Annotated in this window: 21 protein-coding genes and 1 tRNA gene; 7 read left to right on the forward strand and 15 right to left on the reverse strand. The window is 41.7% G+C overall.

Translation table 11 applies throughout. The features are described from left to right. Positions 1-7 precede the first annotated feature (7 nt). From holB to KW136_RS02860, 4 genes are all read left to right on the forward strand, one after another. Positions 8-1,063 carry a DNA polymerase III subunit delta' gene (holB, locus tag KW136_RS02845; protein WP_216797004.1) on the forward strand — a complete coding sequence of 352 codons (1,056 nt, stop codon included), beginning with the start codon at positions 8-10 and terminating at the stop codon, positions 1,061-1,063. A 105-nt stretch (positions 1,064-1,168) separates the two neighbouring features. Next, a complete protein-coding gene (locus KW136_RS02850) occupies positions 1,169-1,951 on the forward strand; it encodes a TatD family hydrolase (protein WP_216797006.1) in 783 nt (260 codons plus the stop codon). 1,818 nt (positions 1,952-3,769) lie between these two features. Continuing rightward, positions 3,770-4,810: a biotin synthase BioB gene (gene bioB / locus KW136_RS02855; RefSeq protein WP_216797007.1), complete on the forward strand. Its 1,041-nt coding sequence runs from the start codon at positions 3,770-3,772 to the stop codon at positions 4,808-4,810. A gap of 1,582 nt (positions 4,811-6,392) precedes the next feature. Then, a complete protein-coding gene (locus KW136_RS02860) occupies positions 6,393-6,596 on the forward strand; it encodes a cold-shock protein (protein ID WP_216797009.1) in 204 nt (67 codons plus the stop codon). A 667-nt stretch (positions 6,597-7,263) separates the two neighbouring features. On the opposite strand, the gene KW136_RS02865 is transcribed toward KW136_RS02860, so the two are convergent. Together KW136_RS02865 and KW136_RS02870 are read right to left on the reverse strand one after the other, a co-directional pair. Next, positions 7,264-7,569 carry an RnfH family protein gene (locus KW136_RS02865; protein ID WP_216797455.1) on the reverse strand — a complete coding sequence of 102 codons (306 nt, stop codon included), beginning with the start codon at positions 7,567-7,569 and terminating at the stop codon, positions 7,264-7,266. A 31-nt stretch (positions 7,570-7,600) separates the two neighbouring features. After that, positions 7,601-8,038, reverse strand: a complete 438-nt coding sequence (locus KW136_RS02870) for a type II toxin-antitoxin system RatA family toxin (protein WP_216797011.1) — start codon at positions 8,036-8,038, stop codon at positions 7,601-7,603. A gap of 138 nt (positions 8,039-8,176) precedes the next feature. On the opposite strand from KW136_RS02870, the gene smpB reads away from it, so the two are divergent. From smpB to guaA, 3 genes are all read left to right on the forward strand, one after another. Beyond that, a complete protein-coding gene (smpB, locus tag KW136_RS02875) occupies positions 8,177-8,626 on the forward strand; it encodes an SsrA-binding protein SmpB (RefSeq protein WP_216797013.1) in 450 nt (149 codons plus the stop codon). A 345-nt stretch (positions 8,627-8,971) separates the two neighbouring features. Continuing rightward, complete coding sequence (guaB, locus tag KW136_RS02880; RefSeq protein WP_216797015.1) at positions 8,972-10,435, forward strand: IMP dehydrogenase; 1,464 nt, start codon at positions 8,972-8,974, stop codon at positions 10,433-10,435. Positions 10,436-10,628: 193 nt separating this feature from the next. Then, positions 10,629-12,215, forward strand: coding sequence for a glutamine-hydrolyzing GMP synthase (gene guaA, locus KW136_RS02885; RefSeq protein ID WP_216797016.1), 1,587 nt, complete (start codon positions 10,629-10,631; stop codon positions 12,213-12,215). A gap of 283 nt (positions 12,216-12,498) precedes the next feature. Here guaA and KW136_RS02890 read toward each other — a convergent pair. The 13 genes from KW136_RS02890 to rpsB all read right to left on the reverse strand — a co-directional run bounded on the left by KW136_RS02890 (position 12,499) and on the right by rpsB (position 26,230). After that, positions 12,499-12,588, reverse strand: a tRNA-Ser gene (locus KW136_RS02890). A 540-nt stretch (positions 12,589-13,128) separates the two neighbouring features. Further along, complete coding sequence (gene lpxB / locus KW136_RS02895) at positions 13,129-14,307, reverse strand: lipid-A-disaccharide synthase (RefSeq protein ID WP_420885635.1); 1,179 nt, start codon at positions 14,305-14,307, stop codon at positions 13,129-13,131. A 7-nt stretch (positions 14,308-14,314) separates the two neighbouring features. Beyond that, a complete protein-coding gene (gene lpxA, locus KW136_RS02900) occupies positions 14,315-15,103 on the reverse strand; it encodes an acyl-ACP--UDP-N-acetylglucosamine O-acyltransferase (RefSeq protein ID WP_216797018.1) in 789 nt (262 codons plus the stop codon). A gap of 42 nt (positions 15,104-15,145) precedes the next feature. Then, positions 15,146-15,610: a 3-hydroxyacyl-ACP dehydratase FabZ gene (gene fabZ / locus KW136_RS02905; RefSeq protein ID WP_216797020.1), complete on the reverse strand. Its 465-nt coding sequence runs from the start codon at positions 15,608-15,610 to the stop codon at positions 15,146-15,148. A gap of 45 nt (positions 15,611-15,655) precedes the next feature. Then, positions 15,656-16,768 carry a UDP-3-O-(3-hydroxymyristoyl)glucosamine N-acyltransferase gene (gene lpxD / locus KW136_RS02910; RefSeq protein ID WP_216797458.1) on the reverse strand — a complete coding sequence of 371 codons (1,113 nt, stop codon included), beginning with the start codon at positions 16,766-16,768 and terminating at the stop codon, positions 15,656-15,658. A gap of 433 nt (positions 16,769-17,201) precedes the next feature. After that, complete coding sequence (bamA, locus tag KW136_RS02915; RefSeq protein WP_216797022.1) at positions 17,202-19,511, reverse strand: outer membrane protein assembly factor BamA; 2,310 nt, start codon at positions 19,509-19,511, stop codon at positions 17,202-17,204. 488 nt (positions 19,512-19,999) lie between these two features. Beyond that, complete coding sequence (locus KW136_RS02920; RefSeq protein ID WP_216797024.1) at positions 20,000-21,178, reverse strand: 1-deoxy-D-xylulose-5-phosphate reductoisomerase; 1,179 nt, start codon at positions 21,176-21,178, stop codon at positions 20,000-20,002. A gap of 10 nt (positions 21,179-21,188) precedes the next feature. Further along, entirely contained in the window at positions 21,189-22,004 is an 816-nt protein-coding gene (locus KW136_RS02925; RefSeq protein ID WP_216797026.1) for a phosphatidate cytidylyltransferase, read from the reverse strand. Then, a complete protein-coding gene (gene uppS / locus KW136_RS02930; RefSeq protein ID WP_216797028.1) occupies positions 21,998-22,780 on the reverse strand; it encodes a polyprenyl diphosphate synthase in 783 nt (260 codons plus the stop codon). The genes KW136_RS02925 and uppS overlap by 7 nt, the downstream gene beginning before the upstream one ends. Before the next feature lie 70 nt (positions 22,781-22,850). Further along, on the reverse strand, positions 22,851-23,414 hold the full coding sequence (frr, locus tag KW136_RS02935; protein WP_216797030.1) for a ribosome recycling factor: 564 nt from the start codon (positions 23,412-23,414) through the stop codon (positions 22,851-22,853). A gap of 80 nt (positions 23,415-23,494) precedes the next feature. Beyond that, a complete protein-coding gene (gene pyrH / locus KW136_RS02940) occupies positions 23,495-24,208 on the reverse strand; it encodes a UMP kinase (protein ID WP_216797032.1) in 714 nt (237 codons plus the stop codon). 189 nt (positions 24,209-24,397) lie between these two features. Next, complete coding sequence (tsf, locus tag KW136_RS02945) at positions 24,398-25,309, reverse strand: translation elongation factor Ts (RefSeq protein WP_216797034.1); 912 nt, start codon at positions 25,307-25,309, stop codon at positions 24,398-24,400. A gap of 174 nt (positions 25,310-25,483) precedes the next feature. Next, on the reverse strand, positions 25,484-26,230 hold the full coding sequence (gene rpsB, locus KW136_RS02950; RefSeq protein WP_216797036.1) for a 30S ribosomal protein S2: 747 nt from the start codon (positions 26,228-26,230) through the stop codon (positions 25,484-25,486). Between the last annotated feature and the right edge of the window lie 673 nt (positions 26,231-26,903).

Consider the following 26,903-nt stretch of genomic DNA (forward strand, 5'->3'; position numbering starts at 1 on the left):
TAATAAAATGCTGTATCCATGGCAATACGACGACTGGCTGCGTATCCAAATGCTGAGTGATAATTGGATGCATGCGTTATTGCTATATGGACAAACTGGCATCGGCAAAATGAATTTTGCTTATGAGCTAGCGCAGAGTCTATTATGCGAGCGGCCTCATGATAAGGCATACGCCTGCGGCAAGTGCGTCGCATGTATCTGGTTCCTGCAAGGAAACCACCCTGATTTCAGATTTGTCTGCCCCGAAGCGATACCAATACAAATGAGCATCGATGTTTATAAAAGCTCACATAATGATGTGGCAAGCGATTCTGCCACAAGCGCCAGTATCAAGAAATGCAAATCACCGAGTAAGGAAATTAAAATCGATCAGGTTAGGGGGTTGCTCGATTTCTGTGGTATTACCTCTCACCGAGGGGGGCGACGCGTAGTTGTACTATCTCCAACTGAAGCACTAAGCTTGTCGGCGGCCAATGCACTACTCAAAACTCTTGAAGAGCCTCCACCCGGGGTATTATTCCTGCTTGTGAGTGTAGACCTGAAGCGTTTGCTGCCGACTATTGTGAGTCGCTGCAGACAATGGCCGCTCGCAATGCCAAATACGGCGAGTGCTTTAGCTTGGCTTCATAGTCAGGGTATTAGTGATCCGGCCTCAGCTCTCGCAGAAGCCGGCGGCGCGCCATTGGCTGCACTAACCGTCGCCAGAGATGAGTATGCATTGCTTAAGCAGTGCATACTCAAGCAACTTGCATATGGCCCAAACTGCGAGCCATTTGCCTTATGCGAAGCTTTGCAGAAGGCGCCTATGCCATTAGCTCTCGGTTGGTTACAGCGCTGGGTCTATGATTTGCTTGCCATGCAAATGAGTGATAAGCCACGCTACTTCCCAGCGCATCTAAACACGCTTCAGCACATCGCAAAACACTCCGAGCCTTTTCGGGTTGCTCAGTGTCTTAAGAGGATTACGCAACAACGAGCTGTGGAGCAACATTCTTTGAATAGTCGCCTAGTCTTTGAGGAGCTGTATATTTATTACAAAAGCATTTTTAGAAATAAACTATGACATCAGCACTCTATCGTTTTACTGTATACGGGAAATTAGTCACATAGCTTCTGTGATTTATAGCAAATATTTTATAAAAAGTGCGCAGCTGCTGAGAGGTATCTATTGTTTATTGATTCACATTGCCATATTAATTCTCACTGCATGATCAAGCGCCTGCCAAGCGTGCTTCAACAGATGCGTGCCAATGCGGTGACTCATGCGTTATGCGCTAGCGTTGATCTCGAGACATTCCCATCTATTTTAGCAATTGCTCATGCGCATCCACATATCTTCGCGTCAGTGGGCGTACATCCGGGTCGCGAGCTTGCTCGTGACCCGGATGTCGCTGAATTAGTCTCTCTAGCACAAGACGCGAAGGTTATTGCGATCGGCGAAACCGGGCTAGATTACCACTCGCTTCAAGGACGCACGCTAGACTCTCTAGCATGGCAGAGGAAGCGGTTTCGCACGCATATCCAGGCCGCAGTTGCTTCCGGAAAGCCATTAATTATCCACACACGCTCTGCAGCACAAGAGACGCTGCAAATTATGCGGGAAGAAGGCGCTGATACAGTCGGCGGCGTGATTCACTGTTTTACAGAAACATGGGATGTTGCAAAGATAGCGCTAGAGCAAAATTTTTTTATTTCAATATCAGGTATTGTAACGTTTAAAAACGCTATACAAATTCAGGAGGTTGCTCGAAAAGTACCGCTAGAACGCTTATTAATTGAAACAGATTCACCCTATCTTACACCCGAACCTTACCGTGGTAGGCTAAATGAACCTGCATACGTTAGCCATATTGGACATTTTATTGCGTTATTGCGTAATATAGACGCTGCACAACTTGGATCAGTGACGTCAGATAATTTTTTTAGGTTGTTTTGCAACTCAAGTGTTTAAAATTTTATTTTAAATACAGATGGGTTAGATCAAGGATATTTTTTATTTATAAAAAGTTAGCTCGATTTTCTGATGGATCCTATCGTTTGTCAGGGTCTAGTTATACGATCTATTAACTAGCGGAGCTAATAAGTTAAGCAACGGAATTTTGAGTATAAAGGTCATAAGGAGTGCCCAGCCTCAAGACCCGGCGTTATTATTGGTCTGATAAGACTCATTGCCCGCTACCTCCTCTCCTACAAAAGGTCTAAAAAACTAGATTAGCCAAAAGTAACAAGAAAAAATTCTTACATTCCGCCGAGAAAGCTATGCCGTTAGGCATATGCACCTTATTTAAAAATAAGCTAGCAATAAACTAATTAAAAAAAATAGTTGCAATAAGTTTTATCAGGAACTAAGGCTGTATGCAGCAATAATAGACTCAGCTAATACAGAAAAAACTGCTAATCTATAATGTGGTTATATTTTGATATTGTCTCTAATAGGACAATAAATCCGACTTGGAAGGTCTATCTAAATTAGATGGATTAATTTTTAAAAAATCTTTAAAAATATAGTGTAGCACGCCTGTTAGCTTGATTATTAATCATAGTGTTTATAGTCAGCACTATAATGTGAAGTTGTAACAAGATTCCTGAATCTTAGCGGTATATATTATTTGAAATATGAAAAAACTCTAAGCTAAATATCTCAGGCGAATATATTTTTATCGCAGGAATAACTTATTGACATAGAGTAAAATTTAGTTTTCTAAACGTAAGGCTCAACCTTTTTGCCTACATATAGGTACTAACTAGGCAATTATTATCTTAATACACGTACAATATCGTAAATGACATATATAAAAATGCTATGTATGCTGTAATTCTGAATTACACTTATTACTAGTCATTATGAATATTTAAAGAGAATAATATTTATTATGCAATACTATATTTCCTACTAGAATTTTTATTAGTGTGCGCAGCTAAATTCTTTAAATAACATTTCTGTAAATAACTATAGCTACTAGTGATCATCATTGCTGGTTACTCTAACTGAGTGCTGGTGCAGAGAGTCGGGGGTCGGTGGTTATAGAAAATCATCGTGATAATAACCGCTACGCTTATACCCCGCTAGCCAGCATCTTAAGATTACTGAGCGCACTATCTAGTTATTAGCTTATGCGTATATAAATACCACTATTTCGCTGGTTACTTTTTAACTAACATACTAAATCACCTAAAGTGCGTTATACCAGCGCTTTCCAATTTAGGTTTTTTATGTCTTTAGTAATTTCTTTTTATAACGAGTTAGATAACTTATATAAATTAGTATTTCAATAAAATATGATGCTCGCTTTCGCGATTTTGATATATAGCTAGCTAGACATTAAGTGCGAGCTTGTCTAATGTGATAAATTAATATTTAAGTAATATACCTAAGTTGTATATAAAGCTTATATAGATTTGTTCTGGCATATTATGGGCCAGTACTGGGATAGTAAAATGTATGTAAACCAGAATTTTATTCTGCAATTTTTTGTGCATAAATTTAAATATCTTGTTACTCAGCCTTATAAGAATAAAGCCCCCCAAGATTCTTGGGTAAGCAAGTATGCTATCTGCGCATTCTCTCTTTTCAAGAGTAGATAGGCGAATAATATTTCTGTTATAATGAAAAAAATATTTAGGTCTGACTTTGGAAGTCAATAAATTAGCTATAAATAAGCTATGTAGTCGATTCCACCTCGGCCTCTGTTAGCCAGCGGGGCCCGTCCATTATCGTAGCTGTTAGACCGTTTACGCCTCCCCTCACATCCGAATAGGAGTATCTAATATGTCGATTGGGACAATAGAATTGTCGGCTTATTCCTCCAGTCCGTCTGGCGACGACACAGCGCCGGTCCGGCATGACTGGACTCGCGAGCAAATTGCTCTGCTGTTCGATTTGCCATTTGATGACCTGCTATATCGCGCACATAGCATACAGCGCCGCTACCATGCCGGTCGTGGATTACAAATTTCACAATTATTAGCTATCAAGACAGGTGGATGTCCAGAAGACTGCGGCTACTGCAGCCAATCAGTCCATGCTGAGACCGATCTTAAAGCAAGTGCATTGATGAGCGTTGATGCTGTGCTACAAGCTGCTGCCCAGGCAAAAGCTACTGGCGTACAGCGCTTTTGCATGGGCGCTGCATGGCGCAGTCCGCGAGAGCGCGACCTAGATCGCGTTTGCACAATGGTGGAAGGCGTAAAAGCGCTTGGTCTAGAGACCTGTGTAACACTTGGTATGTTAACCGCTACACAAGCACAGCGCCTGGCTAATTCAGGCTTAGATTATTACAATCATAATATAGATACTAGCCCCGAGTACTATCCATCTTTAACTACAACTCGGACTTTACAGGAGCGGCTTGATACGCTTGAGCACGTGCGTAATGCAGGCCTAAAAGTTTGCTGTGGTGGTATCGTCGGTATGGGGGAATCTCGAGAAGATCGGGTCGGCATGTTGCAAACATTAGCTAATTTGCCAGAACACCCAGAATCTGTACCAGTTAATTCCTTAATTCGGGTCGAGGGTGCGCGTCTAGCACATGAGCGCGATGTAGATGTATTGGAGTTCGTTCGTACGATATCAGTGGCTCGAATTATAATGCCTATATCTGTAATACGGCTTTCAGCAGGGCGCGAGCATATGAGTGATGAACTTCAGGCACTATGCCTATTCGCTGGCGCTGGTTCGGTGTTCATCGGTGAAAAATTGTTGACTGCATCTAATCCCGCTCCAAATATAGACCGTGAACTGATTAACAGGTTAGGTGCTACAGGCCAGGAGTCATCCCCTATTCAATGGGTTGCTAAGTCACAGCAATAATTTCTAATAATACTTCACTTACATGCGGTTCCCGAATTTTTAGATATGTAGCTGTACTAATACCCAACAAAAAGCCAAGCTCGAATAATACGGTCAATAGACAACATAGTAGCTCTAGATATTATATATATAGACTCTTGCTATGCTTCTCAGTGAATAAGATCTTCCTCCAAGAGGCATAGCATGTTCGGGCTTCATTATAAAAAACAATTATGTTATAGATTTATTCAGGGACTTTTTCGAATATTAATGAATTTTGCAATACAAATATAATACGATAATTATTAAGGAGGACAGAAATACAAAATCTGTATTGACATATAGATTAAAAGCTAAAGGTGAGTCATTAAGTAAACATGCTATTTAGTATAAATAATAATTAGAGACGATTAATGGTAGCAGATCTTACATAATAAATACCGATACTGCTATCTAAATAGAGATAAATTGCTTGCTATCTCTAGATTAATTATACACGTGTAAACTTAATCAGTACGATTCGTTTGTATATCAAAAAACTGTTTAAGGTTAAAATTTTTTATCTGCATGTAACCATCTTAAATAAATACACCCTTAAATTATTTAAGGGTGTTTGTCAACATAGTTCTATCCCACGGGCTCTATATTGCTATATATCATCATGCAGTAGATTTTAGCTAGTATAACTTTTTATATTTTAAATATTTTTATAGTTCTTAACTAGCTATGCGATCATTTGTAGTGGCGGGATACTTGATTAAAAGCGAAAAGCTATTTTATCAAGTAGAGTAACAATTCTAATTTAATAACTCCTAGTTTATTAATAAATAATAATGTTGTAATCTAAGAATGTGTGCGTATGATAATTTATCATTATCGAATTATGAATACCTAACGTTTCACCACATATAAATTTAGATGCTTTTTTATATTAGCTTATAAAACATTATTAAGTCTTTATAAAATAACGTAACTTTCCCTTGATTTATTAGATGTGCTAATAAATGCATGAAAGCCGTTATATCTTCTTTATAAATAAAAAGTTTTAACTAATCCTGTCAAACTATGGTAGTAAACGTACTCTCTTATTAAGGTCTTGGGAGTTATTAACATAAAATATAAACGCGCTTGGCCATACCAGAAAACATTCTGATACAGCTATATATTAGGCTATATGCTTTTTTAAAGCGTCTTTATTAAAATATATAATTTTACGGATAACTAAAAAACTATTTGCTAGCGTTTATATTTGATTAATAATATTATGTTGACATAATTGCTAAAAAATTTAGATTTACTATTTCTTAAAAAATATCAGATTAGCACTAGCTAGTATTTTTCTAGTGCTGTTTAGGAAAAGCTAGCATCCTTGTTATTCTGCTTGTCTCTATTGCTAGAATAGTTTACGTTAATCGAAATTATAAACAAAAACATTTGACCTTATTCGCTATATCGCTTATAGTAAGGAAATGGAGTTTTCAAGATGCCTGATTGCTGTTCATCATCTGTCCGCGACCCACGCAGTACGCTTGTTGTCCTCTCCCTCTTGATTGCTTCTCTACTACCGCACTAAGCGGAAAATATTTTTTTGACGGATTTGTTTATGGATACTGGTATAGTTAAGTGGTTCAACGACAGCAAAGGTTTTGGTTTCATCACACCAGATTCAGGTGGTGAGGATCTCTTCGCACATTTTTCCGAAATCACCGAAGAAGGATTTAAGACGCTAGTTGAGAACCAGCGTGTCAGCTATCAAGTTAAGCGCGGCCCTAAAGGATTGCAAGCCGCAAACATTAAGCCACTATAAGTATGTGTTCTTTGTTTAAATATATTCGAACAAAGAACATAAATTACATATGCAAAGCAAAAATTTTGTTTTAACCATTTAACTAGCTAGCTGATAAGAATAAAGCGATATTTAAAATATCGCTTTATTCCAGTTTTATTTAAGTACACTATATAAAACTAATTCGATGCTTCTTAAGCTATTTATATATGTATATATACAATAAATACGTATATAAAAATAGAAATAACTTTTAATACCAAATAAAAATTAATACTAATGTTAATAGTTTATATCGCTACTATATAAAGCGGCTACTTATTAGATCTGGGTATTAAAAATTAATAGTGTTTTTTTGGGGATAAGTTTTAGCAAAGTAATAAATTACGTACTATTAATAATAGTAGATTCTTTTTTAAAGCAGCTCTGATGCATATAAAAGCACTCAAAAAATAATATTGAGCTATATAACAGTAGTTCTTATTAAGAAGAAGTAGTGCAAATAAAGACATAGTACTTGATTTTAGTTCATCATATTTTAACTTATTCTAAATCTGGGCCTTATAAAAACGGCTGCTACCCTAAGAGGGTAGGACTGAGGTTCGATACAATTAAGTAGGCAAAAACCAGATTAGTGGCGCGCTATTTACTTATAGATGTACCATACACACTGGTTTCGGATGTGGGGCTACAGTGATCGGTAAAATATCACACGCTTCGTTCGCCGTTTTTGCACTACTAGCGAGCGCGCAAGTTTCGGATCGACTATCAATGGCCGATAGATCTCAACGCGGTCACCATTTTCGAGCACCGAATATAGTGAGCGTGCTTGTCCGAATACACCAACACGCTGCTGAGCTAAATGGATTTGTGGGTGTATCGAAGATATCTTACTAGCTAGTATAGCATCGTATAGCACTGTGCCGACCGGCAGTTGTAGATAAACAAGCGTTTGGACATTGGGAAGTGCGTAACAAACTTGTATGTTAAGTATAGCCCCAGCTTTGTAGCTGGTCGATTCTAAATTAACGCTTTCCATATCTTTCCTCTGCGCGTCTAACGAACGACTCGACAAATGTATTGGCGATATGATGAAATATCGGTCCGATTAATTTCTCCAAAATAATATTGGAAAACATATATCGTAATGCAAACTCAACCTTACATGCATTATCCTTTAGCTGTATAAAATTCCAATAGCCAGTAAACCGTTTAAAAGGTCCCTCTTTAAACTCTATATCGATCCGTTCTGGACGTTTTTGCCTATTATATGTAGTGAAATTCTGCTGAATACCCTTAAAACGAATATTAATCCGCGCTTCCACACTTGTCTCATCCTGTTTTTTGATCTCAACACTGCTACACCAAGGTAAAAAGTTTGGATAGTCGTCAATATCAGTGACAAGTTCAAACATGAGTTCGGGTGAATAATGAATACAAACGGTTTTTTGGACTTCTGCCATAACAAGGAATTAAGGGGAGGCTAGTGCGCTATTAGCATTTTGATACACTGCAAAAGCAGATGATAAGCGTAACTCAAAGTCCAGTGCTAGGTTGCTTTGCTGAAATTATAATTTCATCTAAATTAGTTAAACCTATTTATGAGCATTATCGACAACAAAAAAACATTTTTCGATTATTTTATAGAAGAACGCTATGAGGCGGGGCTTGTGCTTGAGGGTTGGGAAGTTAAGGCATTACGGGCGCGTCGCGGTCACCTCAAAGGGGGTTATGTTGTCATACGAAATAGCGAATTATTTCTTATCGGCACACATATTAATCCGTTACATACCACTTCGACTCACTTACATGCAGATCCTACACGGACTCGAAAGTTGCTCCTCAAGACTAATGAAATTCGTAAATTAATAGGCAAGGTTGAGCAGCGAGGATACACGCTAGTTCCACTCAATTTCCACTATAAAAATGCGCGAGTGAAGTGCGAGATTGGTTTAGCTCGGGGTAAGAAGCTTCATGATAAGCGTGAAACTGAAAAAAAACGAGACTGGGCCAGAGAAAAGGCACAACTACTAAAAAATACTATGCGCTAATAAAAAGTAATTTAAAACATCTATTTTTTATTACATACAATACCAGGCTATTAATAATAATTAATCCATACTTAGCTATGATCGCGCAACTATCTATGATTTTTAATAATGCTCGAGACTGCTACGCCCTTTAGGCGTCGACCAGAATTAAGCAGAGCTAGATAAACCAGTTACAGGCACGCACTACTCTGGCCTGGTGATGAATCGGAAGATTGATTGCTAGCATAATGTCAGCGTTAAAGTTAGCTTAAAAATGATAGCTGATCTCTCGTAACTAGCCGTGCTTTCCGGGGGGGATACAGGAAACTATCGGTATAATCCGCTTTTGCATCTATAGGATTTTTCATGCGTTTGATTCAAAAAGCACTCACATTCGATGACGTACTCCTTGTGCCGGCGTACTCGAGTGTACTGCCACGCGACACTACCCTTAAAACTAGCCTGACTCGAAATATCTCGCTGAATATACCTCTAATTTCGGCGGCAATGGACACAGTATCAGAAGGGCGGCTAGCGATTGCTATGGCACAGCAGGGGGGGATAGGAATTGTTCACAAGAATTTAACGCCAGCCGATCAGGCGCGTGAAGTAGCAAAAGTTAAGCGCTTTGAATCCGGCGTATTACGTGATCCAATTACTGTACCACCCGATATGAAGGTACATAACGTAATTACGTTGTCACAGCAGCACGGCATTTCTGGCTTTCCAGTCGTTGATGGCACCAAACTCATTGGGATTGTGACAAACCGTGATCTACGATTTGAGGAGAGACTAGATGAGTCAGTTCGGATAATCATGACTCCGCGTGAGAGGCTAGTTACCGTAATAGAAGGAACAGCGCTCGCGCAAGCTAAAGCGCTCATGCACCGCCATCGCCTGGAGCGTGTCCTAGTTGTTAATAAGGCGTTTGAGCTGCGCGGATTAATAACAGTCAAAGACATCACAAAAGCAACAGAACACCCAGATGCCTGCAAGGATGAGCAGGGAAAATTGAGGGTTGGCGCGGCTGTTAGTGTTGGTCTAAAAAATGTGGAGCGTGTCGAAGCACTGGTGGCAGCAGGTGTAGACGTGATCGTCGTTGACACCGCTCATGGGCATAGCCAGGGCGTCCTAGAGCAGGTGCGATGGGTTAAAAAGAATTTTCCTCATATCGATGTAATCGGCGGTAATATTGCAACTGACGCAGCAGCTAAAGCCTTGATCGAGCACGGTGCCGATGCTGTAAAAGTTGGCATTGGTCCAGGTTCAATCTGCACAACACGGATTATTTCAGGTGTCGGCGTGCCGCAGATTACCGCAATCGCAAACGTCGCCGATGCACTGCGTGGCAGTGGCGTGCCTGTGATTGCCGATGGTGGCGTACGTTACTCCGGAGATGTATCAAAGGTATTAGCAGCGGGTGCTGACGCCGTAATGATGGGCAGTATGCTAGCTGGTACTGAAGAATCACCCGGTGACGTATTTCTGTTCCAGGGACGACAATACAAATTGTATCGAGGTATGGGGTCAGTTGGTGCTATGAAAGATGGCGCTGCAGACCGCTACTTTCAGGAAAGCAATTTAACTAATATTGATAAATTAGTACCAGAGGGGATTGAAGGCCGGGTCGCATACAAGGGCAGTGTGAGTGCGATTCTATTCCAATTAATCGGTGGGGTACGCGCAAGCATGGGCTATTGTGGTTGTCGAACTATTCAAGAGTTACATGAGAAAGCTGAGTTCGTAGAGATTACGGCAGCTGGCGTTCGAGAATCTCACGTACATCACGTTCAAATTACAAAGGAGGCACCGAACTATCATGTTGATTAACAGTGACTTATAAAAAGTCTTATTTCGAATAGCTATTATATGTACTTATATAATTTTTTACTGTTTACACGCTCATCACTGTCTGAAACCTCCATTGTGTCCGGCTTCTAGTAATGCTAACAAGCATTATGTGACATCTACTATATAGATTACTAAAAATCTGGCTTTATTCTACTGAGATTTACCTGTTACCATGCATGACAAGATCCTGATTCTCGACTTTGGTTCTCAGTGTACACAATTAATTGCCCGCCGTGTGCGCGAAGCGCATGTATACGCCGAGGTTTATCCTTACGATGTAGATGATAAATTTGTGCGCGACTTTAAAGCAAATGGCGTGATCTTGTCCGGTGGGCCAAGTTCAGTTACTAACGTAGATATGCCACTTGTGCCTCAAGCTGTTTTCCATCTAGGTGTACCAGTACTGGGCATTTGTTACGGTATGCAGGCAATGGCTATGCAGCTTGGCGGCAAAGTTGAACGCTGTCATGTGCGTGAGTTTGGATATGCGGAGGCATATGTGTGCGACCATACGAAGCTACTAGAGGGGCTAGAAGATTTTAGGACGCCGCAAGGTCGAAGTATACAGAAGGTATGGATGAGCCATGGTGATAAGGTAGTTGTGATACCACCTGGCTTTAAGCTCATAGCATCAAGCGAGTCATGCTTGATCGCAGCGATAGCCGATGAGGATCGCCAGTTTTATGGGTTGCAGTGGCATCCGGAAGTCACGCATACGACTAAAGGGCGAGATATACTCAACCGGTTCGTGCTCGAGTTATGCGGAGCAAAACCGGATTGGGAAATGGGGCAACACTATATCGCCAAGGCAGTAGAGCAGATCCGAGCCCAGGTTGGTAATGAGCAAGTGATTCTTGGATTGTCTGGTGGCGTTGATTCATCAGTTGCGGCAGTACTGCTGCACCGTGCAATCGGCGACCAATTAACCTGCGTATTCGTAGATCATGGTTTGCTACGGCTTAACGAGACTGATCAAGTTATAAAAACATTCAGTGAGCATCTCGGGCTAAACGTAATTCACGTCGACGCTAGTGATTTATTTATTCGCAAACTAACTGGTATCACTGACCCGGAACATAAGCGAAAGATTATTGGCTCGGAATTCATCAATGTATTCCAAAGAGAGGCTCTCAAATTGAGGAATACACAATGGTTCGCTCAAGGCACAATCTACCCAGATGTGATTGAATCAGCTGGAAAAGATAATAAAGGCGCCCATACAATTAAAAGCCACCATAACGTCGGTGGATTACCAGATACACTAAACCTAAAGCTACTCGAACCACTACGTAAGTTATTTAAAGATGAGGTGCGTGCGCTCGGCATTAGGCTTAATTTACCGCCGTCGATTGTATATCGACACCCATTTCCCGGACCGGGACTAGGCGTTCGGATTATTGGAGAAGTCAAGCGCGAGTTTATAGATCTATTACGCAAAGCAGATGCAATCTTCACCGAAACGTTACGTACGACGATTGATCTGGATAGTGGAAAATCTTGGTATGAGTTGACTAGTCAAGCATTTGCTGTTTTTATACCAGTACGCAGCGTAGGAGTAATGGGTGATCGTCGAACGTATGACTATGTCATAGCACTTCGGGCAGTGCAGACGCTTGATTTTATGAGCGCACATTGGGTACATTTACCCCATAAATTGCTTATGTGCGCATCGAACCGCATTATTAATGAAGTACAGGGTATTAATCGTGTTGTATATGATATTTCTGGTAAGCCACCAGCAACAATTGAGTGGGAATAATGTAGTGTTAAGGTAGTAGAGTGAATATAATTAATATTATCGAAAGACGCCAGGAAAATAGCTTCTAACTTTTATCTCAATCTAAATAAACTACTTTAATTTGAAAAGCATGACGCTGCTAAAAGCATTGTGCTTTTCATAAGTTACACTCAATATAAAACATAAGTTTATAATATATGGGTGCTAGATTAATATCTGCACAAAAACAGCAAATATTATATTTTTAATTCTTACTAAAAAGCTCTAGTAATATTTAATCAGAAAATTTATTAGATATGTTTTTTGGTGGAGAGGAAGGGATTCGAACCCTTGATAGGTATGAACCTATACACGCTTTCCAGGCGTGCGACTTAAACCACTCATCCACCTCTCCTGGTGGTTGCATGTTACTAACTAGTATTAGTTATGTCAATAAAAAAGTTTGATAAGGTTATTACATCTTTTTATAAAAGATAGATGCTGCAATGAGTATTGCACTTCTGCTATGTTTAAGAAATTATCATATAAGATATTTTCGAGATATAATATAAAGTTATTTTAAGAATTCTCATCTTTGCTAAAACAAGCTTAGTTAGTACTTCTTATACTATATGCCTAAGTATAGGTTATCATACGATAATGTCATGTTAAATTTTCTGAAAATTATCTAAAAAAAATCAAAGGTTTAAATAAGATAAGCTTTGCTGGAATACTAGCGAATAAATAAATGCTGATGATAATGATGCATATACTAACTACAGGTGTATAGAGAGCCCTAAATATTCAATATAAGTTAACTCTAAAATATGCATTTTCCATATAACTCTCGCATTAACTTATTAACTAGCTAATGTTCGCGCCCTACCCATTAATCTTCAATTAGCTAAATTATCAGGGTCAAGTCTACGCTGAATAATAGTAGATACTATACCGATTATAGAATCCTCTTTTTTGATATTCTGGCGTTAATAATGTCAATGATTACCTCCGAAGCACGTGCTGCTGCGTTTCGGCGTAATCGTTCATGTATCTCAGTAAACATATTAACTAGCGTACGTCGGTTGGATTCATTATTTAGTTGAAGTAGTGTAGCATTAGCGAGTGCCTCTGGAGTGGCGAAATGCTGCAGAATCTCTGGTACAACAAACCGGCCAGCAAGAATATTCGGTAAACCGATGTAAGGCAAATAGCTTTGTCGTAGCATTACTTTTTTAGTTAGCCACGGAACTTTGTAAGAGATCACCATCGGCTTTTTTAGTAGGGCGGCTTCTAATGTCACAGTGCCACTCTTAACTAGCACTACGTCAGCTGCTGTCATTACTAACTGCGCATTGCCTTCAGTCAATGTTAGAGGCAAGTTCGAGTAGCGGTCTGCGAGCGGCTGTAGTATCGAACGGATAAACGCATTCGGCGCAGGTACAACAAAGTGTAATGACGGCTCACGCTTATGCATTAGGTCCATCGTTGCAAAGAACGTTGGGCCAATTAACTGGATCTCAGAATATCGGCTTCCCGGTAGCACTGCGACAAGAGGTTTTTCTTCTGGAAAGCCACTCTTACGGCGCGCGTCTAGGCGGTCTGGCTTCATTGGAATTAAATCAGCTAGCGGGTGTCCCACATATGTAGACTCAACTCCAGCCTTATTCAAAATTTCTGTTTCAAACGGAAATATACAGAGCATGTGATCTACTGCCGTAACAATCTTTTTAATACGCTTGCCTCGCCATGCCCAGATTGATGGACAAACATAGTGTATTGTAGGAATTCCTGCGTATCGTAGTTCTCTTTCAAGAGAAAGATTAAAATCTGGAGCATCAACTCCGATAAATACGCTTGGCGGTTCAGTTAACAGCTGCCGCTTCAACTTATTACGGATATGCAGGATTTCTGCAATATGGCGTAATGCCTCAACATACCCGCGCACCGATAACTTATCTATTGACCAGTGCGCGTTAAATCTATGCGAGATCATTCTTGGGCCGCCAATACCATAGTATTCCGTATCTATTGGTAGACGACTAGCGAGCCCAGTAAGCAATGATGCCGCTAAGAGATCGCCAGATGCTTCACCTGCTACCATTGCCAGTTTCAGTGGAATCGAATGTATCATAATGGATGCATTATCGAATAATGCTACGCGTAGCAGTTTCAATGAAACGTAATAATATCGTTACTGGCACCTCACCATCACCACCCCGCCTAGCCAGCTCATGTAACTGTGCTTTCGCTTCGTCTAGCGATAAGCTATTTTTATAGAGGGTGCGGTACGCAGCCCGCAGCGCAGAGATCGCATCGGCGGTAAAGCCGCGACGGCGCAGCCCCTCAATATTAACGCCGCGCGGCTGTGCTTTTTCACTTGCTGCAACCATATATGGGGGCAAGTCCTGGACTAATGCTGATGCGCCACCGAGAAATGCATGTTCCCCGATTCGTACAAACTGGTGAACTCCAGACATCCCACCAAGAATCGCCCAGTCACCAACATTGACATGCCCGGCAATCTGTGAATTACTCGAGAAGACTATGTGGTTACCAATCTGGCAATCGTGCGCAATATGTACGTATGCCATAATCCAATTATCGTCCCCAATATAGGTAAGGCCGTTGTCTTGCGTAGTACCAGTATTAATTGTCGTGAATTCACGAATTGTATTGCGGTTTCCTATCTTAAGCCTCGTTGATTCTCCGGCGTATTTCATATCTTGTGGGGGACCGCCAAGCGCCGCAAAATGGCCGATACGATTATTATCTCCGATCGTGGTATGCCCCTCTATAATTGTGTGAGAACCGACTGTTGTGTACGCACCAATGCGCACATGCGCTCCAATAACCGAGTAGGGACCTATCTGAACAGTATCGTCCAAACTCGCGCCTGCTTCGATAATCGCAGCGGAATGAATACGAGTCATATCTCGCGCCCTTGCTTCATTTACGCTACAAAACGCCTGTACTCAGAAGGCAAAACGCATCTGCTGAACCGTACACATTAAGTCAGCTTTGACTGCTACCATCCCATCCACTTCTGCGCGCCCCTTAAATTTCCAGATACCGCGCATGCAGCGCTCGTATGAAATATGTAGAATTAATTGATCGCCCGGTTCAACGACGCGTTTGAACCGGGCATGATCAATGCCAACAAAGTAATACAATGTTTTTTCTAGATCGTGCTGTCCATCGGAAAACGTAAGTAAACCAGCGGTCTGCGCAAGCGCCTCTAGGATAAGCACTCCTGGCATGACGGGCCGCGCTGGAAAATGACCGGTGAAATATGGTTCATTAATAGTTACATTCTTTAATGCTTTAATACGCTTATGCGGTTCAAGTTCTAGCACACGGTCAACAAGAAGAATCGGATAGCGATGCGGTAGCATCCTGAGAATCTTGTGGATGTCTAGATTTATTATCTCAGTGCTCATCGCGTTCTAAGCACGACTAGGTCGCGCATTGCATGAATGTTATGACTATTTACTCGCGTTAGCGAGCAACGCATAGCCTGCTGCAAGCGCAGCCTCTACTCTTTTAATCCGCGCAGATAGCTTACTGATATTACGCAGCAACGCTACACTCTTATTCCAGTCCCTGTGTAGAATAGCAGGCCAAGCACTGGTATAGACACCAGGCTTAATCAGAGATTTAGACACCCCGGATTTTGCAGTCACGATTATATGGTCGGCGAGCGTAAGGTGGTCAGCAATGCCAACTGCGCCCCCAATCATACAGTGTTGACCAATCGTAGTACTGCCAGCGATACCCGTACAACCGGCAACTACCGTGTAAGCTCCAATCTGGCAGTTATGCCCAATTTGTACTAAGTTGTCTATTTTTACCCCCTGTTCTATAACCGTATCGGTCATCGTGCCACGATCAATTGTCGTATTCGCTCCGATTTCTACATCCGAGCTAATTCTTACTATGCCGACCTGTGGTATTTTTACCCATTCTCCAGTCTGTTCATCGCCTTTTTTAACGAAGTTCGGTGCAAAGCCGAAGCCATCAGCGCCGATCACTACGCCTGAATGTACAATTACGCGCTCGCCGAGTTGACAGCCGTGGTACACGGTCACATTAGGATATAGATGCGAATTATTACCAATTACCGAATCGTGACCAATAAAAGTATAAGCGTCAATACGCACAGACTCGCCTACCACTGCACCTGTTTCGATTGTGACGTGTGGGCCGATAATTGAGTTGGATCCTATTTTTGCAGCAGGGTCTACTACCGCGCTAGGATGAATACCTCGTACTGGTAATGGTAGCGCGGCAGCCTCTGAAAACTGTTGCGCAACGCGTGCAAAATAAACATACGGGTTTTGTGTCACGATGAAAGCCCGATCAGGCGAATCGATAGTGATCTTATACTGTAACCGCAGCTTATCTAGATCTGATTGGCTGATTAATACTGCAGTTGCGTGCGTTAAGCCTACATATGACAAATACTTTGAATGAGTAACAAAAGTAATCTGTCCGGACTTTGCGCTCTCTAGCGGTGCGCAGCCTACAACTATAGCACTAGCATCACCAACTACTATGCCACCATAGAGCTTCGTCATCTGAGTTAATGTTATAGATATGCACGATGATGCTGCAGTCACTTCGTTATGCCTTTATCAAATAAATGTAGTATTTAGTCTACATATTAATAGGAGGACTTGAGCGGACTAATCTCCGTATTGCCAAATCATCGTATCCTAGCTTTATGCAGACAAACTGCTATGCAAATAAGGATATAAACCATGATCCTTGCAGACTTTATCTAACTGATTAAATATCCCCTAAACTCCATTCCATCTGTTACAAGCCGTAATTTGTAAAAAGTTTTTAAGATTAAAGTCGCTAACTTTATCAGTGCTCACTTGTGAAAGACGCAGTCTAGGTAGACTAATATAAAGGGTTGCCTAGATACCCCCTGCCTAGCATTGTTAATTACGAGTAAGTTCATTGCGATATAGTGACAAAAGTATAAGGTTAGAAAAGTTACTTCTTGCACTGATAGATAGTCATTCATCAGAATGCAGTACCGATCTGGAACTGGAACCTCTGGTATTGATCGCCCTTATGCTTGATAAGAGGAAAACCTAGGCCCAGTTTCAACGGTCCAATCGGTGAGATCCATGCTAAGCCCAAGCCATAGCTGTAGCGTAAGCTATTCTTGCTGAGACTATTACCCCCTGTACCCCATACATTTCCGCCGTCAAGGAAAGTGAACACGCGTAATGTGCGATCGTAGTCAGTCTGAGGCAGGGGAAACATTAACTCGATACTACCTACGATCATCTTAGATCCACCAATAGGATCGTTTGTTAACTTGTCCCGAGGACCTAGAGAAATTGGCTTATAACCACGCACTGATCCAATACCGCCAGCAAAATAGTTTTTAAAGATTGGGTAGGGTTTTCCGCTAAGTCCATTACCATAGCCCCCCCGCAAGTTTAGGCCCAATACAAAACCTCGGGTGAATGAGTAATAGTATTGCATCTGTAAATCGGCCTTGTAGTACTGTGACTTACCGATTGGCGAACCACATTCTATGTTAGCCTGCGCATAATATCCACAGCTTGGTACTATTATGTTATCGCGGGTATCACTTGACCAACCCACAGTGATTGGGACGCTGTTTGAGACTCTACCAGATCTGTTTATGTAATCGATATAGCTTTGCGGAAGCGAGTATTTAGTGCCTAGACGATTCTGCTCGACGCCAGCACCAAAATATATTGTGCTAGATTCTGAAAATGGAATGCCGAACTTGAGGTCGCCCCCTGCAGTAATGATCTTAAAGCTTGAATCAGTCTGGTAATATATTGGCTGAGACGTGCGATAGTAAATATTGATAATTCTTTTGATTCCATCGATTGTGATGCTTGGATCAATCTGTGTGAAAGCTAGCGTGCGATACGCAGAAGCAGTGTTAATGCTCAGTGATAAGCTTTTGCCAGAGCCGCAGAAGTTATCTTGTGATACGGCGCCTGATAACATAATCTTATTTGTAGATGATAGGCCTGCGCTGAGTAAAATTGCGCCAGTCGGTTTCTCAATCACTTTTAGGTCAATATCAACTTGATCTCTCGTGCCCTCTACTGGAATTGTCGTTAAATTCACATCAGTGAAATAGCCAAGTCGGTTGATCCTATCTTTTGATAGCATGAGCCTGCGGATATCAAACCACGAACTTTCAAGCTGTCGCATCTCTCGACGGATTACCTCATCGCGTGTTTTGCTATTCCCAATGATATTCACCCGGCGTACGTAGACACGATGACTTGGATCAACATGAAGAGTTACTTTCACTGTGTCATGCTCCCGATCAATATCCGACTGCGCGTGTACACTAGCGAAAGCATAGCCATACTCACCAAGCTTCTCGATAATCGCCGTGATCGATGCCCTCAGTTTTTCCTCAGAGCAGTAGTCCCCTCTCTTTAACTGAATCAGCTTTGAGAGCTCGGCTTCCTTATTAAGGAAGTTCCCAGCGAAGTTAATGCAAGATATTTTGTATGGCTGGCCTTCATACAGCGTTACTGTTAAATATATATCTTTTTTATTCGGCGAGATTGATACCTGAGTCGAGTCAATATTAAATTCAAGATAACCTCTGTTTAGATAATATGAGCGAATATTCTCTAAATCACCGATAAATTTTTCCTTTAAATATAAGTCGTTTTTTGTATACCAAGAGAACCAGTTGAGTGTGGACGACCTCATTTCGTCGTACAATGTTCTAGTTGAGAATGTTTTATTGCCAATGAAATTAATCTGTTGAATCTTTGCGCTCGGCCCTTCTACAATTGAGAATAAGATTGATACGCGATTGAGGCCAATGTTAATTAGCTTCGCCGTTGTTTTAACCTCTGATGCGTAATACCCATGTGTTAGGTATTGACGTTTCACTTCCTGCGTAGCTTTTTCAAGTTGCGCCTTATCATATTGGCGTCCGCTGGATAAGCCGACCGATTGCAGTACCCCGGTTAGGTTTTCTTTATTAAACTCATGGACACCGATAAAGTCGATTGAGCTAATGACTGGTCGCTCCCGCACGTTGACTATTAAGATATCTTGCTTCATTAGTACCTTAACATCACTGAAAAAACCAGTCGAATATAATTTATGAATGACCTTCGATCCTTTTTCATCATCGAACATATCACCTTGCTTTATTGGTAAGTAAGCAAGCACGGTATTGGGCTCTATCTGCTGCAGTCCTGTAAGGCGAATATCCTTCACAACAAACGGTGCTATGGCATGCGTATTGATCGAATATAGTGATAACACTGCAGCAATGACCATCTTAGGAATAAAGCGGTAATTTTTGAACAACTTTTTTCCTTAATATTTTTTTATTGCGAGGCATATTGATCTTAGCGCGCGATACTTAACATCGCACTTAGAAATAAATCTGATGTGATAAGCAATTAAACGACGCAACTAAAGCTCATAAAGCAATGCATATAAAATCTGCTATTTTTAGCATAAGTTTCTAGCATTTCGAAATGGTTTTGCTTGTTATAGCTTTATCTAAATAAATAGCATAACAGATAATTAAGTGTATATAATACTGAAAGTAGTAATAGATCGCGCGTATTAAAACTAGTCAAGCTAAATCTATAGGGATGTAAAAAAACAAGGCCTAGTTTATAGATTTTGATCATATAGTTGGCGATTATCAATCGGTAAAGCAGGGAGCATGGACCATATTATCTCATTTGATGGCCTCATCTTTATGATGTTTTGTTGTTAATGAAACCCATGCGGTTTTACCGGATCTGCAGTAGACACCTTCAGCATTTTTGCTGACTCGTTAAACCCTAGCTATATAAGTATCGAGATAGTGCCTCCTGAGCCGCACGGCGAGCCTGCGCGTCAATATCGAGTACCGCATCTAGTGTTGTGGAAACATTGGCCTGAACTTGTTCAAGTACGTCACTGACTACTGCTGCGATTGCAGTAAATCCAATGTGTCGTGCAAGAAATGCCTCAACTGCAACCTCATTCGCCGCGTTTAATACTGTGCTTGCTGCACCGCCCTCATGCAATGCCTGTAACGCGAGAGATAGACATGGAAAACGCTTGTAGTCGAGGGGCTCGAATGTAAGAGTCGCCACCTTTGCTAGATCTAGCTGCTCGACGCCCGATACAATCCGAGTTGGAAACGCTAGTGCATGAGCGATCGGCGTGCGCATATCAGGATTACCAAGCTGCGCAAGTGTTGAACCATCCGCATACGACACTAGGGAGTGAATTACGCTTTGTGGATGTATTAATATGTGAATTTGCTCTGGCCGCAAATTAAATAGCCAACTAGCCTCAATCACCTCAAGGCCTTTGTTCATCATTGTAGCCGAATCAACCGAGATCTTACGTCCCATAATCCAGTTTGGATGTTTGCATGCTTCTTCTGGCGTTACATTAACTAACGTAATCGGCTCACGCAGGCGAAATGGACCACCAGACGCAGTTAGCTGGATCCTTGTCACTTCGCCATGCACATTAGGTTCACGAGGAAAGCATTGGAAAATTGCATTATGCTCGCTATCAATAGGCAAGAGCGAAGCACCACTTGCATGGACCGCATCCATAAATAATGCGCCCGACATTACTAGTGCTTCCTTATTCGCAAGTAAAATCCGCTTTCCAGCATGCGCAGCCGCCAGCGTTGGCTCTAGCCCCGCTGCACCAACAATAGCTGCTACGACTATATTACAAGCATTATCCACCGCAGCAGAGACCATCGCAGCGCGGCCGTAGTCTACGCGAGTTACGCAGCCCGCAGCATATAAGCGTTCCTGCAGATGTGTTGCCGTCTGTGCGTCATCAACTACGGCGACGTATGGTGTGAATTGCATACATTGCTGAGCAAGTTTTTCCCAGTTCCGGTGTGCAGTTAACGCGTGTATTGAAAATCTATCCGGATATCGAGCGATCACGTTCAGCGTGCTATCGCCGATTGAGCCTGTTGAGCCAAGCAGAGTTACATAATGTTGCATTATGAATAATTCAACTCAAAAGCAGCATCGCTAATGGGAGAACAGGTAAAAGACTATCAATCCGGTCAAGCATACCACCATGACCAGGCAATAACTGACTCGCATCTTTCACGCCAGCCTGGCGCTTTAGCAGCGACTCGAACAAATCGCCAACTATGCTAAAAACGATTAGTAGGCTGAGTATTAGCACTGCGCCCAGCGCTCCGAGACGCTTAATTAGAAAGCCTGTTACAGTTAATAGACTTGGATTTGCAGAAAATGCAAGCAGCGCACCCATGATAGTTAACAGCCATCCGCCAACGGCGCCTTCCCACGTTTTACTTGGACTAATTGCTGGCGCTAGCTTATGCTGGCTAAAGAGTTTACCTACAAAGTAGGCGCCGCTATCAGCAAGACAGACAATACACAATAAAGATAGTACAAATATAACGCCACATACACGTGCAGCTATCAGCGCATGCCAACAAGCAATAAACAGTACTACGCCTGACACCAGCATAAAAATACGCCAGACGCCGCTAGCCAGTATCGGTTTTCGTAATAGTATGAACGGCGCTATAACAATCCAAAATGCGGCGGCCACCCGTAACAGCGCATTACCTAGCGGTGCACCAGCTAACATATAGGAAACTAAAATCACACCAGATAGTATAGAATAATAAAATGGCCAAACTCCGGACAACTGTAATAGTTTACCCCATTCCCAGGCCGCAAATACTAGTACACAAGCGATTAGTACACTGAAACCACTCAACGGGAGAAACAGTGTAGCCGGCAATAAAATAGCGAGCAGGCTAATCGCCGTAAACATTCGGATTTTTAGCATAGCAACGCATCTATATTTTGAGACTTTCTAGTAAGTTGTTCTCCCGTACGCCCAAAACGCCGCTCTCGTCCGCAGTATGAAGCGATCGCTTTACCTAATTCCATATCATTAAACTCTGGCCAGAAAACGCCGGTGAAGTAAAACTCAGTGTAAGCTAGCTGCCATAGTAGAAAATTGCTAACACGCTGCTCGCCGCCTGTACGAATAAACAAGTCCGGCTCTGGCGCATACGCCATGGCTAAGTATTGAGAGAAATTCGATTCATTCACACTCTGAATAGAATTATCGTCTACGCATTGCTGCGCAATCTTGCGTGTGGCCTGGAGAATATCCCAGCGGCCGCCATAATTTGCCGCAATGGTTAGTATCAGACCTGTGTTACTTGCTGTCTTAGCTTCTGCGTTTTGTACAAGGTCTTGAATTCTGGGCTCGAACATTGATAAGTCACCAACTACTCGTAGCCGGATGTTATTAGTATATAGATGTGCAATTTCGCGCTCGAGCGCACTAATAAAGAGACGCATCAGGAATGACACTTCGTCGATCGGGCGACGCCAGTTCTCAGGGCTAAATGCAAACAAAGTCAGAAATTTGATATTCCGCATCGTACACGACTTGGTAATTATTTTCACTGTTTCGAGTCCCTTAACATGACCTGAAACACGGGGTAGGCGTCTGCTTTCCGCCCATCGGCCATTGCCATCCATTATAATTGCAATATGCCTTGGAACCTCTGTAACAGTTGGCGTGCACATCGTAGAACTAGTATGTATCATTTATCGTCGTTCTGTGTCGGCCTAGTAACAGGTAAAAAGCAGGCAAGTAGCACTTAAGGTACCACGCGCTTTACACTGTCATAATTTCTGACTCTTTAATCTGAACTAACTTCTCGATCTCAGAGACAAACTTGTCAGTTAGCTTTTGAACTTCGTCTTGCGCCCGGCGTTCATCATCTTCAGATATATCTTTATCTTTCAGTAATTTTTTTAACTGATCATTTGCGTCTCGTCGCAGATTACGTACTACTACCTTTGCGTTTTCGCCCTCTGCTTTCACAGCCCTACTTAACTCTCGTCGACGTTCTTCTGTTAAGGCTGGCATTGGCACGCGAATCAGGTCTCCTTGTGATGCTGGGTCTAAACCGAAACTAGATTCACGAATTGCCTTAGAAACTACTGCAACCATTTTTTTATCCCACGGCTGCACACTAATCGTGTTAGCATCGATGAGTGTTAGGTTCGCGACCTGCAAAATAGATACATTCGAACCATAGTAATCAACCTGGATATGATCAAGTAGGCCTGTATGAGCGCGACCAGTTCGTATCTTCGCGAGATAATCGCTTTTAAATCCCTTTAAAGAGCGCCGCATTTTCTGCTCCGCGTCTTTCTGGATGTCTATAATAATCATTTAAACCCCCAAAAATGTAGCCTAATGCTAATAAATCAAGCAGGCATAAGTCACCCTAGGCCACCTTCACTCTACGGAGCTTATACGTGTACTAGTGTTCCTTCGTCATCACCTTGCACGATGCGCTTTAAGGCGCCGGGCTTATTAATCGAAAATACCCGGATAGGTAGATTCTGATCACGGCATAATGCAAATGCGGTTGCATCCATCACCTGCAGATTACGATTAATAGCCTCATCAAAGCTTATTGTCGTGTAACGAGTAGCTAACGGATTCTTTTGTGGGTCATCGGAATAGACACCATCGACCTTAGTGGCTTTAAGAATGACTTCCGCGTCGATCTCCGCACCTCGTAGCGCAGCAGCAGTATCCGTAGTAAAAAACGGATTACCTGTACCAGCAGCAAAAATAACGACTCGCCCCGCTTCTAGTTGACGAATTGCACGCCACCGAATATAAGGTTCGACTACTTGGTCCATGCGCAACGCAGACTGAACACGCGCTTCAATTCCAGCATGGCGCATTGCATCCTGCAGCGCTAATGCATTCATCATTGTTGCAAGCATCCCCATATAGTCCGCCGTTGCGCGATCCATACCTGCCGAACCTCCGGCTACGCCACGGAAGATATTACCACCGCCAATCACGAGAGCAAGCTGAGAGTCAAGTCTAATAACGTTGACAATATCCGCAACGATTCTCTCGATTATCGTACGCTTAATGCCAAATGCATCATCGCCCATGAGGGCTTCGCCAGAGAGTTTAAGCAGAAGGCGTTTGTAGACAGTTGACATGGCAGGTATTCGCTTGCACCGAAAATATTTCGGTGCTGTATAGGGGAAAATTTGTTCTGATCAAACACGAGCATCGCAGAACTTAACACTCACTTAGGAGTGACGCTATGCTAGTACAGCAACAGATTTTTTAACCAGGATGCGGGCATTATTAGTAGCAATTAAGCTTCGATATAAAAAGCGCTACGTTTACATAGACGTGCTACTACTTGAGTATAATGGCTTATTTTGCTGTGCTGTAGCAATCTGTGTAGCCACTTCAATCTCGAAGTCACTGTGACACTTTTCAATGCCTTCTCCAACTACAAACAATGAAAATCTCCATACTATGGTATTCATCTCCTTAAGAATTTGTTCGATGGTTTTCTTATCGTTTTTAACGAATCCTTGATTAAGCAGAGATACCTCCTTCAAGTATTTTTGAATGCTACCCTCGACTATTTTCTCAATAATCTGGGGCGGTTTTCCAGACTTAATAGCTTTCTGCTCAGCTATACTACGTTCTTTCATAATTAACTGAGTTGGCACATCGGCCGATGAGATAGATACCGGCTGCATCGCTGCGATATGCATTGCAATATCCTTTCCAACTTGCTCATTAGTGCCCTCATATTCAACTAGCACACCGATGCGCGTTCCGTGTAAGTATGAGGCAAGTTTATACACAGTCTTGAAGCAGGAAAATCGGCGAATCGTTATGTTTTCACCAATTTTTCCAACTAGCGCAGTGCGACACTCATCTACCGATGAACCGTTTAGTGATAACGAGGACAGCTCGGAAATATTAGATGGATTCTGAGTGGCAATTAGCTGTGCAACCTTTTTTGCAAAAGCGATGAAATCTTGGTTCTTTGCAACGAAATCTGTTTCGCAGTTCAACTCAACTAAGGCACCGCTATCACCGATAAATGATGCGATTACACCTTCCGCCGTCACACGCTCTGCTGTCCTACTTGCCTTATTTCCAAGTTTTACGCGCAGAACTTCCTCAGCGCGAGTCATATCGCTATTAGCTTCAATCAACGCCTTCTTGCATTCCATTATTGGCGCATCGGTTTTTGCACGAAGTTTTGCAACCATAGTTGGTGTAACTATCGCCATTGTTTATCCTTATAAGTCTATTCAACTATCTAATTATTTATATAATATGTAGATATTATTTCACCGTACTGTTTCGCGCTGTCGAAAAACCCGGGTATAAGCACCATGCCCCTAAAAAAAGGGGGCTCTTAATGAAGCCCCATTACCTGACTAGCCTTCTTTACCTACCCAGGATCATACTTGTTCGTTAAGCTCGATGAATTCATCACTGCTTCGGGTTGCCTGCATAACATCGTTTAGTGCGTTTAAGCGACCTTCGAGAATAGCATCAGTAATACCTTGCGCATATAAAGCAACAGCTTTACTTGAATCGTCGTTTCCTGGGATTACATAATCGATGCTATCCGGCGCATGATTCGTGTCCACAACCGCAATAATTGGCACACCGAGCTTTTTGGCTTCTGTAATAGCAATTTTATGATAACCAACATCAACAACAAAAATGGCATCTGGGATGCCTACCATGTCTTTAACACCGTCAATTGATTTTTGCAACTTTGCTATTTCGCGCTCAAACATTAGCGCTTCCTTCTTACTCATCTTTTCAATTTCACCGGATTCAATCACCGATTCCATATCTTTAAGCTTTTTAATTGATATTTTTAGTGTTTTAAAGTTTGTCAACATTCCACCGAGCCACCGGTTGTTCACATATGGCATGCCAGCACGTGTCGCCTCTTTTTCGATCGTGTCACGAGCTTGACGCTTCGTGCAGACAAATAAAATCGTTCCCCGATTAGCCGCGACTTGACGCGCGTACCTTAGCGCATCGTTGTACATGACCAACGTTTTTTCAAGATTAATAATATGAATTTTATTGCGATGACCGAAAATGAATGGCGCCATCTTTGGATGCCAAAAACGGGTCTGGTGACCAAAGTGAACACCCGCTTCTAACATTTGAGACATTTTTATTGCCATAAAATTCTCCGAAAGGGTTAAGTCTTAAACCGGTTTCCGCATCTACGCTTGTATTGCGTAAACACCCTTATATTTTCCGGTTTGTAATTAGTACAACTAAAAACGATTTCCAGAGATTTTAACACGTGTTAAAGCTTTAAGTCAAGTCTATTGGTGTTTCACAAGAATAATAATTTAGTATATTTAGAGTTTGAGCAGCCAGCTCCGCCTGCTGATACTATGTATCTATTTTAGTAATACAGCGCAAGTATTATTACTTAACAAATAACACTTAATTTTTAATTTTTACTAAATAAAAAAGTTAAATCAATAGATTTTCTATTTTTAGCGCTGTGATTAACTGTGCTACTGCCTATATCTAAGGGAAGTAGCGCTTGTAATATATTTTATTTAATTTAGCAATAAATTTTAAATAGCAGAATAGATATCTATCACTCATATTTTTTCTCTTCTATTAGAATATAGACGAATAAATGGGGAAGTAGCTTTTATCTTATTACCAATTTCTTGAGAAGAGGGCTAAGCACAAATAAACAACCGGAATGGTTAAAAGTTCTATCCTAGCAGGACGTACTTTATATCATTATTAGAATGAGGATCTATTTATAGTGAAGTAACTGCAATATGTATGCATATTGCAGTTACTTCATGCCGTATCTGATATATAAACAAG

The sequence above is a fragment of the Candidatus Vallotiella hemipterorum genome (assembly GCF_910593725.1).
Lineage (GTDB): Bacteria > Pseudomonadota > Gammaproteobacteria > Burkholderiales > Burkholderiaceae > Mycetohabitans > Mycetohabitans hemipterorum.